Source organism: Sphingomonas sp., assembly GCF_030145815.1.
Taxonomy (GTDB): domain Bacteria; phylum Pseudomonadota; class Alphaproteobacteria; order Sphingomonadales; family Sphingomonadaceae; genus Sphingomonas.
The window spans coordinates 130,200-140,504 of record NZ_JAIXHL010000013.1 but is presented as its reverse complement, the minus strand read 5'-3'; the positions used below and the strand labels follow the sequence as shown (position 1 = coordinate 140,504).

At 59.8% G+C, this 10,305-nt stretch carries 6 protein-coding genes, 1 pseudogene and 1 riboswitch; of the genes and pseudogenes, 4 read left to right on the top strand and 3 right to left on the bottom strand.

Annotation, left to right across the window (positions count from 1 at the left end):
- Positions 1-94: 94 nt before the first annotated feature.
- Both KYX69_RS13415 and KYX69_RS13410 read right to left on the bottom strand, forming a co-directional pair.
- Positions 95-1,996, bottom strand: coding sequence for a strawberry notch-like NTP hydrolase domain-containing protein (locus tag KYX69_RS13415; protein ID WP_300498175.1), 1,902 nt, complete (start codon positions 1,994-1,996; stop codon positions 95-97).
- Positions 1,997-2,070: 74 nt separating this feature from the next.
- Positions 2,071-2,979, bottom strand: coding sequence for a toprim domain-containing protein (locus tag KYX69_RS13410; RefSeq protein ID WP_300498173.1), 909 nt, complete (start codon positions 2,977-2,979; stop codon positions 2,071-2,073).
- Between the two features lie 151 nt (positions 2,980-3,130).
- On the opposite strand from KYX69_RS13410, the gene KYX69_RS13405 reads away from it, so the two are divergent.
- From KYX69_RS13405 to KYX69_RS13395, 3 genes and pseudogenes are all read left to right on the top strand, one after another.
- The gene (locus KYX69_RS13405; RefSeq protein ID WP_300498172.1) at positions 3,131-3,700 is read left to right on the top strand and encodes a lytic transglycosylase domain-containing protein; all 570 of its coding nucleotides are present in this window, start codon (positions 3,131-3,133) and stop codon (positions 3,698-3,700) included.
- Positions 3,701-3,759: 59 nt separating this feature from the next.
- A pseudogene (locus tag KYX69_RS13400) lies at positions 3,760-4,341 on the top strand (thermonuclease family protein).
- Positions 4,342-4,868: 527 nt separating this feature from the next.
- Positions 4,869-6,971 carry an EAL domain-containing protein gene (locus KYX69_RS13395; protein ID WP_300498171.1) on the top strand — a complete coding sequence of 701 codons (2,103 nt, stop codon included), beginning with the start codon at positions 4,869-4,871 and terminating at the stop codon, positions 6,969-6,971.
- A 169-nt stretch (positions 6,972-7,140) separates the two neighbouring features.
- Here the strand turns inward: KYX69_RS13395 and KYX69_RS13390 are convergent, their stop codons facing one another.
- Positions 7,141-7,500: a hypothetical protein gene (locus tag KYX69_RS13390; RefSeq protein WP_300498170.1), complete on the bottom strand. Its 360-nt coding sequence runs from the start codon at positions 7,498-7,500 to the stop codon at positions 7,141-7,143.
- A 324-nt stretch (positions 7,501-7,824) separates the two neighbouring features.
- Positions 7,825-8,059: riboswitch (cobalamin riboswitch) on the top strand.
- A 172-nt stretch (positions 8,060-8,231) separates the two neighbouring features.
- On the opposite strand from KYX69_RS13390, the gene KYX69_RS13385 reads away from it, so the two are divergent.
- A complete protein-coding gene (locus KYX69_RS13385) occupies positions 8,232-10,268 on the top strand; it encodes a TonB-dependent receptor (RefSeq protein WP_300498168.1) in 2,037 nt (678 codons plus the stop codon).
- The last annotated feature ends 37 nt before the right edge of the window (positions 10,269-10,305 follow it).

The window sequence follows — 10,305 nt, the reverse complement described above, 5'->3', positions numbered from 1 at the left end:
TCCGACCAGGACACGATCAGATCCGGCTGAACATCCCCATCACGCCTCATCGCCATCGCTGCAGCCTATCTCGTCCTTCAATACTCTCTCTGAATCAGACGGACCCGACTTCGTCAACGGGCTGGTAGAGCACCCTTGCTCGGGGCAAGAGGTTCTGCAGGCGCACCCCGGCAATGCCTTGCTCCGATCCTTTGACCTTGCCCCGCGATCCTTCCCCGCCGGCAGCATTGGCCATGGCGTGCGCTTCGTCGAACACGATCACGCCGTCGAAATCTTCACCGGCCCAGGCGAGGATCTGATCGAGGCGGGTAGCGTCGCTTCGGGCCGAACGCAGGGTCGGGTAGGTCACAAAGAGAATCCCGTCGCGCATGGCGATGGGGGTGCCCAGTTTCCAGGACGCCAGCGGCTGGATGTCGATCGTGAGACCGCCAAGGGCGGCCCAGTCGCGGCGCGCGTCTTCCAGCAGCGCCTCGTTCTTGGAAATCCAGATATGGCGGCGTTCGCCGCGCACCCAGCGATCCAGAATGACGCTCGCGACCTGGCGGCCCTTACCAGCGCCGGTGCCATCCCCGAGGAAATAGCCTTGCCGGTAGACCTGACCTTCCGCCGACGCCTTGAGCGAACAGCCCTTGTCCTCCGGTTCGAATCGGCCGGGAAGGTCGCGCGCATGCGCACTCGCGGCATAGATCAGGGTCTCCGCCTGGGCAGCAGACAGAAGCCCCTTGGGAACCAGTCCATCCAGAAGCTGCGGCACCGCCTCTGGCTTGGGTGCCGAGATCGAACCCATGGCAACGGACTCAACCAGCGCCGTCGGATGCTCGGCCGCGCCATGGATCACGATCCTGCTCGGTCGATAGGGCAGATAGTGGCCGACTTGTGGCTCAAGCGGCGCAGGGGTTTCAAGCGCCTCGTACGTCAACGCGCCGATGGTCATCGACGCGGCTCCAGTGGTCGTCGACGGGGCTGGGAGTGGTCTGCGCGGCGCGGCTACCAAGCGGAACGGCGCACGAGCGGGGAGAGCTGATTGTTCAGCGGTTGCCTGCCTGCTGGCGCGAGCAGGCAAAGCATCGATTAGATCGACCAGCTGGCGGAAGTCGTTCGTGCGAATAGCGACGGGCTCGTTGGAGCTTTCCACCTTATCGAGAACCAGCAGTCGCGTGGTGATCCCGGTGCCGTTTTTGATGAAGGCACGTTTGACCGCGGCATTGAGCCGCAGCGACACTGGCCCCTTCACCCTGGCCAGAAACCTCGCGCAATCGAACCACTCCGGCATGATCGCGACAAGCCGCCCGCCGACCGCCAAACGGTTCCAGGCCGAGCGCAGATGCCTCGCCCCGGTGCGACCATCGTGGCCTCGCTCGATTCCGTGAGAGTAAGGCGGGTTCATCAATACGACGCTCGGTGTGATGGCAGGATCGAGCAATTCATCGATCATTTCGGCGTCATGGCCGGTCACTCGGGCCGCCGGGAACAGAGCATTCAGGCAGTCGCGGCGAAGCGGAGAAATTTCGTTGAGGACAAGGCGAGCGTCACCCTTTGCCGCCCAGATCGCGAGCATCCCAGTGCCGGCCGACGGTTCTAACACGAGCTCGTCTGCGACGAGCGCGCAAGCCCGGGCGGCAAGCCAGGCAAGGCGGGACGGCGTTGCGAACTGCTGCCACTCGATCTGTTCGTCACTGCGGTTGGCCTGGGTCGGAAGCTGTGCTTCCAGCGTTTCAAATACGCGGCCAGCTTCGGCCGCCGAGGCGGCAAGATCGATCCGAGCGCTAGCATGCAGGTACTCGGCCTGCGCCAATTCCAGCGCGAGATGCGCATCGCGCACCGACCAGCGGCCTTCAGCGTCGGTGCCTCCGAAATGATTGGTCAGAAGCGTATGCACCTGCCGACGCGTGATCGAGTCACCGGATGCTATGCTTGCGGCGATGTTGCGAGCGACCAGCAAGACCAGAGGTTCAGATGGTGGGGGGAGTAAGAGAACGGGAGCAGAGCTGAACATTTGGAGCCTCCTGACGAAGCCCAGCTCATTTGCCGGGCATCAACAGGCCAAAGGCCTTCTCCCCTCTTTCTTCGTCAGGGCTTGGATTGCAGCCACGCCTGCAAGGCGTCATTCCAGTCTGCGCCTTCAGCGCGAGGGCGACGCGTGATGATCGTCCGGCGTTCACAGGTATAGGCACTACGCGCGCGTTCTTCGGCGAGTTCGCCCCCTGCATCATGGTCGACGAACAGGTGCAATTCGCGCACGCTCTCTGGGATCGATACGAGACCAAAACGTTCATTGCCGAGCGAGGCCCAGCAAGGGATCTGGGTCAGAGCCTTGGCAGCAAGCGCGCTCTCGATACCCTCGGCAAGGCCGAGCCGTCCTTCGACGGGATCGAACAGGCGAACAGCACCCGATGCCAAACTCCCGAGCGCGCGCTTAGGGTTGGTGAAGGGGGCGACTGCAGGCCTAATCGGATTGAGAAACGTGCGGTGAACAGCCACCAGCCCGTGATCCATCGTCACTGCCGCGATCATGGCAGGCAGATACTGCGTGTTTCCTCTCGGGCCGAGCGGGGTGCGAGGGTGAAATCTGAGAGCGCGAGAGACAGCGCGAATGCCGCGGGCCTCAAGATAGGCTTTGGCGAGAGTATCGCCGATTGGCGCCGCTTCGCGCCAGATACGCTCGGCAAAGGTGTAGTGCGCGGGCTTTCCCAGACTGCCTCCTACATCGCCTTCAACCTTCCCTGAAAACATGCTCGCCGGCGAAACACCTCGCCCGGCGAGCGCCGTCAGGACCTGGTCCTGGCTGCAGCCCGCGAAACAATGAAAGAGGATAGCGCGCCGTCCAAGGGTCACACCGAGCGAGGGCGTGCGGTCATCATGGGCAGGGCACCGCGCCATCCCTTTGGCGCCGGACCAATGTCCCCCGAGCTCTTCGCAAAGCTGCTTTGCCACTGAAGCAAGGGACGAGTTGGTAGGACTGGATAAGACAGGGGACATAGGGCGCTCCTCGAGTTCAAAATACCGCCCCTTGCGAGCGACCTCTCCTCCTGGAAACGCGCGCAAAACGCTTTCCTACACCCGCGCGTTCACCATACGTTCCATTTCGATTCGGAGCAATGCGACGAGATGGAAGATGATCAGATTTGGAATGATCGGGATGCTCATGATGACCGTTCCCGCTGTGCAGGTTTCAGCCCAGGCAGACGCGCCGTCCTTCGCGATATTCGAACATCGCCCCTCAGCGACAGCCGCTGAGCCTGCCGAACCCTCCTTGGCGGCACAGAGTGAGATGGACTGGGGGGCAAGCAAGGCAGCGCCCTCGTTCCGCGAAGCAATCTACGTGGCGAATGTTCGAGAGGCAGAGCTCCGATACGGTCTTCCTACAGGCTTATTGCAGGCACTGATCTGGACCGAATCGCGGTTCAATCCGATGGCGATCAGCCCTGCTGGCGCGGCAGGACTGGCGCAGTTGATGCCAGGTACGGCTCGTTACCTCGGCGTTACGAACCGGCATGACCCTGCCGCGAGTATTGATGGTGGGGCTCGCTATCTGCGAGAGATGCTCGACAAGTTCGGGCAAATCCATCTCGCCCTTGCAGCCTACAACGCGGGGCCGGGAGCGGTTATGCGTGCTGGCGGCATTCCCCGAAACAACGAAACGCCGGGCTATGTCCGCAGCGTTCTGGGCCGATGGCAAGCAATTAGCTCGCGCATCTGAAACGTGTTCGTATAGCTTTGTCGAAGAACGGATTGGTTGAGTGGGGAAGGCCAAGTTTGATGGCTCCGAAAAAAGATGGAGGCTCGGAGGATGACAATGTCAATCGCTTCGATTTTCGGGATGAGCTGAAGAAGCAGCGCGGGAAGCAGCGGCGTAAGGAGTGAATCTTGGGACTAGGCGCGTTTTCGATCGTATTCGCTGGCGGAATGCTCGCACTGAACTGGCCTACGTTGGGCTCGCCCTCGTTGACCTCGTCGGAGCTCACACCGAAGCTCTCGCTGATGGCGGAAACCTCTTCACCGCGTTTTGAGCTCTGCGGAATGACACGCCGCACCTGCGTCGTGGATGGCGACACCTTCTGGCTCGAGGGTGAGAAGATCAGGATTGCTGACATCGACACGCCCGAGATCAGCGAACCAAAGTGTGATGCCGAGTATCAGCTCGGTATGAAAGCCACCCATCGGCTTCGTGACCTATTGAACGAAGGCGCTTTCGAGGTTCGACCAATCGGAAATCGTGATGAAGATCGGTTTGGACGCAAACTTCGGGTCGTCGTTCGGGGTAGTCAATCGCTTGGGAACCAGCTCGTGAGCGAAGGTCTTGCCCGCACTTGGACCGGGCGCCGGCAGCCGTGGTGCTGACAGTGGCCATATCACTGACCGGTCAACAGTTGTTACGGTATTGATCGGCAGAATCCGACCAACTTAAGCCGTCTACATCCGGCACCATCACTGTCCGGCCATACCGAAACCGGCCAGTCGCCCGGCAAGCATCATGGTTAGCAGTTCGCCTGATAGTCGGTCATTAGCAACGATCAGCGGGTTGTTCGAAAGCGATCGTCAGCTTCGGGACATCTGCGCAACTGATTTGCGCTTATTGTTCATAATCGCATGCCATCCCTTGTGTTGCATCTCGCGAACAGAAGTGGATCTTCCGAGATTGCGAGCCGAGGACAACAGGCCAGGGCTTTGCGACCTCTTCGCGGTGCGGATCAAATATCGCTGACTTTTGCGCATCCGCTTTGCGAGGTCCCGCCGCGTGTTACCGGCCGCGCCAGCCTTGCTGGTGCTCAAAACTTCCTAAGCGATCCTAACTAGCTTGCTGGAGTAAAAGTTAAAGCCTGGCAAGGGTAAGCCGGCCAAGCGGCAAACAAGCTGGCGAGCGAAGGATGGGCGCGATCGTGACTGTAATCTCACGGTTTTTGGGATATGCGTTTGAGCGCTCGACCCAGCTTGTCCAAGGATTGCAGCGCAGCAAGCTCAATATTTCGGACGACTCGCTGGTAGTGATCGCGCAGTACGCAGGGATAAAGGGCCAGATCCCGCATCTATACGTCCTGCTGATCATCAACGCGGTCGTTGCGAGCTTCACCTTCTGGAATCTTGCGCCCGATTGGATAACGATTGGTGGCGGGACGCTGCTGGTCGGCGCTTGCGCATGGCGGCTGTTCGCGTGGACGCTGTTTGCCACTCCAGCATCGACGATATCAGTAGAATCGGCGCGCGCCATTCTGCACAGGACGACTGTTGCTGTAGTGCCGATCAGTGTGGGGTTCACCGGTTACGCGCTGTTACTTGATCAGTATGCGGGCACACTCGAGCACGCCAGCATCGCGGTCTGTATCGCCATAACCGTCATCGGCTGCATTTTTTGTCTGATCCATCTACCAAAGGCAGCGATGCTCGTCCAAGTCACCGCGCTGCTGCCGTTTGCGGCCTACCATATCTACCATGGATCGCCGGTATTCATTGCGATGGCGATCAACGTCGTGATTGTCACCAGCCTGATGGTGCGGGTGCTTCTTAAGGCATTTGCAGCTTTCACCAATCTGATCCTGTCACAGGCCCGGCTCGCCAACCAGCAACGCGAGACGGGGCGACTGGCGGAAGACAACGAACGCTTGGCCATGACCGATGTCTTGACCGGACTGCCAAATCGACGAATGTTCTTCGCCACGCTCGAACGCTGGATCGCCGAATGCAGTGAAAGTGGCGGGCTATTCGCGGTAGGCGTGCTTGATCTCGACCGGTTCAAACCAGTCAACGACGTATACGGACATGCGGTCGGAGACTGCCTGCTGGCCGCGGTCGGGGCCCGTTTGGCGAGCGTTGCGGGCGAGGAAGCGCTTGTCGCGCGTCTGGGTGGAGACGAGTTCGGCCTGCTAATTCGTGGTGACGGTGCCACGGTGGCGTTACAGGCGCAGCAGGTCTGCGATTGCCTGTCGCGGACCTTCGAAATCGATGAACTTCAGCTTTCGCTTGGCTGTTCGATCGGACTCGCTCTTTTCCCGGATGCGGGCAGGAGCGCCATGGAACTGTTCGATCGCTCCGATTATTCGCTCTACAAGGTCAAATCCTCGCGACGCGGGGGCTACGCCCTGTTCTCCTCGGCTTACGAGGACCATCGCAAGTCGCAACTGGCGCTAGAGGCGGCGGTGCAGGCGATGAACCTTAACGCTGAGCTCCAGATCGAATTCCAGCCGATCGTCAACCTTGATACGATGGAGGTGCTGGATGTGGAGGCGCTGTGCCGCTGGAAAAGCCCTGCTATCGGCGCGGTTGAGCCAGAGCAATTCATAACCACCGCCGAGCGGCTCGGGCTGATGAACCCGATCACGATGCACCTGTTTCATCTCGCGCTCCTAAGCTGCTTGGCCTTGCCGAAGTCCATCGGGTTGTCGTTCAATCTTTCGGCCCACGACATCACTTCGGGCGACACGGTGCGGCAACTGGTGCAGCACATCCGGGAAACCGGGTTCGATCCGAAACGGATAACCTTCGAGATTACCGAGACATCGCTGATGCGCGATTTAGACGCTGCGATTGCGGGGATCGGGGAGCTTCGTGCGCAAGGCGCTGCCATCGCCCTCGATGACTTCGGTATGGGCTATTCAAGCCTGAGCTACCTTAACCGTCTGCCGCTCGACAAGGTGAAGGTTGACCGCAGCTTCGTCGCTGACATGGATGAAGTATCGGGCAGCAAGATCATTTCCGCCGTGCTTGCACTGTGCCATACTATGGAGCTTGATTGCATTATTGAGGGCGTCGAAACCGAAAGCCAGTTGCGCCAGCTCCGGGAGATGGGTTGCCAGGTCGCACAGGGTTACCTGTTCTGTCCGCCGGTCCCACTCCGGAACCTCTCCACCTGGCTTGCCGATCATAGCCAAAACTTTCAACTTTCTCCTGCCCGGAACATCCCCGGCCAGATGCGGCACTCGGCCGTTCAGGGCGAAGCCAACGACCTTGACGAACCCTTCGCCGTTGCAAGATAGCAAACCGATAATGCCGCGCGGAAAGCGCGCCATATGCATCGATGATTACAACCAGCACGCAGCGCTCCGCACTTGGATATATTACGCGGCGGCGTTCGCCGCCGACACATGAATGTACCGCAAGGTTCAACGAGCACAGTTTGGGCTGCGAATGATTGCTCGCAAGGCGTCAAACGACTTGGATACTGAACGCGAACCAGACGCTTGCAGAGTGATCGTAAAGTTGCACCACCTGGTCCGTGACGGTCAGCGAATACTGGCTCGATGAAGCACGATCAAAGCCGTGCGCATTCAGGCCATCGATGTCCAGCGACACAAACGCGTTATCGGCGGAATCATAAATTTCAGTTCGCGAACCACTGAACTTTGATGATCGATCACCGTCCATGCCTTGTAGCTTATCGCCCCGCACTTCTGCCGCAATGCGCAGATCCTGCCCCGAAGCATGATCATGCACGCCTGCAACCCTCCGACCGACCATGAAGGCGTGGGCGGCTGCGGCAACAATTGCTCTGGTGTGCGGTGACATTCCACTTCATCGCATCGCCAGTGCCCAGAAGCAACTGATGTGATCTCAGCAGCTGAAAACTTTAGACGGCACCTGCCAAACCCCATACGTTGATTGCAGCGGCAACCCCCGACCACTTCCGGTCGTACAGGAGTCCGATGGCCAACGATAGGTTCAGTGAAAACCCGCCATTCAAATCGAGTGCGCGCGGTTGGTGCGCTCTGGCCGTGCCAATGGCAATGGTGGCGCGGGATGCAGTAATCGTTGATTCAATCCCTGCTCCAAGCGTTATTGGCTTTTCCGATCACTTCAGTTAGGTGAGGTATCGACGGGCAGACTAGTCCGCCTTTCATTGATCGCGCCGGTGCCCCCGAAAGGGGCTTAATCGGGAATGCGGTGCGGAAGCTTGCTTCCAAATCCGCGGCTGTCTCTGCAACTGTAAGCGGATAGCGCGATGTACATCGCTCCTCTTGGAAGGGGCAGCCACTGGGCCGGACGCTAAATCATGCGAGGTCTGGGAAGGCGTGCATCAAGCTGTGACCCGTGAGCCAGGAGACCTGCCGGCGTCTGGTCGCTCTTGCCTTGGTCCAGAGGATGGCTGCGGCACGGTGAACTCCGTCTGAGCGACGAACGAGCGGCTGGGGCCGCATCGGAGACGTGCGTCGGCCGCCCATGGCGTCCGGCCGCCGCGCGTGTCGCCCGTTCGCGCGGGTTTGCCCCGGCCACGTCGCAAGACGCCGGGGGACTATTTAGTGATCAAGACCATTACTACCAGCAGCGCCCTTGCGCTGATCTGTATCGGAAAACCGGCATTTGCCGAAACCTCTGAAAAGGCATCGCAAACAAGCGCGGATGCAGTCGTGGCGGGTAACGACATTGTGGTTTTCGGTCGCGGTGAGGCCATGATCGGCACTGCCAAATCAGCGAGCGAAGGAAGCGTCGGAGGGGCCGATCTCCTCGTGCGGCCTCTTCTCCGCGTGGCCGAACTGCTGGAAGCGGTGCCCGGGCTGGTTGCAGCCCAGCATTCTGGGAGCGGCAAAGCCAACCAGTATTTCCTGCGCGGTTTCAACCTCGACCATGGGTCTGACTTCAGTACCTATATCGATGATGTGCAGATGAACTTTCGTACCCACGGACATGGTCATGGCTATCTCGACCTCAACGGCCTCATTCCGGAGATCGTGGGCCGGGAGGATTTTCGTAAAGGGCCCTACCGCGCCGATGGCGGTGATTTCGCTCTGGCGGGAGCAGCCTATATGACGACCATCAAGGGTTATGACCGGCCATGGGCATCGGCCGAGACTGGTTCATATGGTTGGCGCCGCGTCGCTGCGGGTGGAACATTGCACGACCTGGGCGGCGGAGACCTCACGCTTGTCGCCCAGGCCAAGGCCTATGACGGACCGTGGCAGGAACCTGAACGTCTGCGCCATTACTCGGGGTTCGCGAAATATAGCATGCCGACCGGTGCGGGCACATTGGAGGCATCTCTCCATGCCTACCGGGCGACATGGCACCCAACCGAGCAAATCCCCGAGCGCATTATCGGCACGGCGTTGTGTGCGGATGTGTTCTGCTCTCCAGATCCTTCCGCGCGGGGTGAGACGACGCGCCTGGTGGCTAACATCGCGGTCAAGCAACCGACATGGCGCGCCAATGTCTATGCCCAGTTTTACGACTGGTCGATGTTCTCGAACCCCACTTACACCGATCCGGATGGCACAAGCGCGCAGATCAAGCAGTTCGACCGGCGTTGGGTCCTCGGGCTGTCCGCACAAAAACATTGGGAAATCGCTGACAGTCTGGCTGTGAGCCTTGGCACCGAAAACAGATACGACGCCGTCGGGAATGTTGGTGTCGATCGAACGGCTGCCCGCGCATTTCTTGAATCTCTCGGGCACTTTCGGGTCGGGGAATTGTCTTCCGCGCTCTACGGCGAAGTCGCTTGGAAACCCTTGGCGGGACTGCGTGTGACAGGTGGTCTTCGCGGGGACTATTATCACTATTCCGTGCGTGCACGAGATTCTGTTGCGGCGTCGCTGGGCGAAGGCAGTGGCTCAGCGTCGATTCTCTCTCCCAAGGCGTCAATCGCCTATCAGGTTACGCCGCATCTTGAACTCTACGCCAACTGGGGCCGTGGATTCCATTCCAACGATGTTCGGGGTGCGGTCAACAGGGACACGCCTGTTCCCGTTCTGGTTCGCGGCATCGGCAAGGAACTGGGAGGACGCATTCAATTCTCCGGGGTCACGTTAACCGCGACTCACTGGTGGCTGCATGTCGGCAGCGAACTTCGTTTCATTGGCGATTCCAATGCTGTTGAACCGTCGGGTGCCAGTGGGCGTCATGGCTATGAAATCGTCGCCTTCTGGCGGCCGTTCCCTTGGCTTGCGCTTGATGGAAACTATACCGCCAGCCATGCGCGCTTCGACAATGGCGATCACATCCCCAATGCATTTGAGAACGCGGCTTCAGCCGGTGCCGCCATCATTCTTGATCCCTGGGAAGCCAGCATTCGGGTGCGCCACCTTGGACCTTCTCCGCTTGTCGAGGACAACAGTGTCCGGGATCGAGGCAGCACCGTCATGAATGCCCGGGCCGCGTGGAAGGGCAAGAAGGTCGAGATATTTGGAGAAGTGCTGAACATCTTCGACAGCCGGGACAAGGACATCGCCTATTATTACGAGTCCTACATCCCCGCCTTCGATGCAGGTGCTCCGGTGGAAGGCCGGTTGAGCCGCGTGGTCGAGCCTCGAACTGTGAGGATTGGCGCAAAGGTCAATTTCTAGCGAAATCCCTTGATGGGCGGCGCTGCAGCACGTCTGC

Coding starts and splice junctions, on each gene's coding strand:
- KYX69_RS13415 (WP_300498175.1), bottom strand. CDS start 1,996: ATGTTCAGCTCTGCTCCCGTTCTCTTACTCCCCCCACCATCTGAACCT.
- KYX69_RS13410 (WP_300498173.1), bottom strand. CDS start 2,979: ATGTCCCCTGTCTTATCCAGTCCTACCAACTCGTCCCTTGCTTCAGTG.
- KYX69_RS13405 (WP_300498172.1), top strand. CDS start 3,131: ATGATCGGGATGCTCATGATGACCGTTCCCGCTGTGCAGGTTTCAGCC.
- KYX69_RS13395 (WP_300498171.1), top strand. CDS start 4,869: ATGGGCGCGATCGTGACTGTAATCTCACGGTTTTTGGGATATGCGTTT.
- KYX69_RS13390 (WP_300498170.1), bottom strand. CDS start 7,500: ATGTCACCGCACACCAGAGCAATTGTTGCCGCAGCCGCCCACGCCTTC.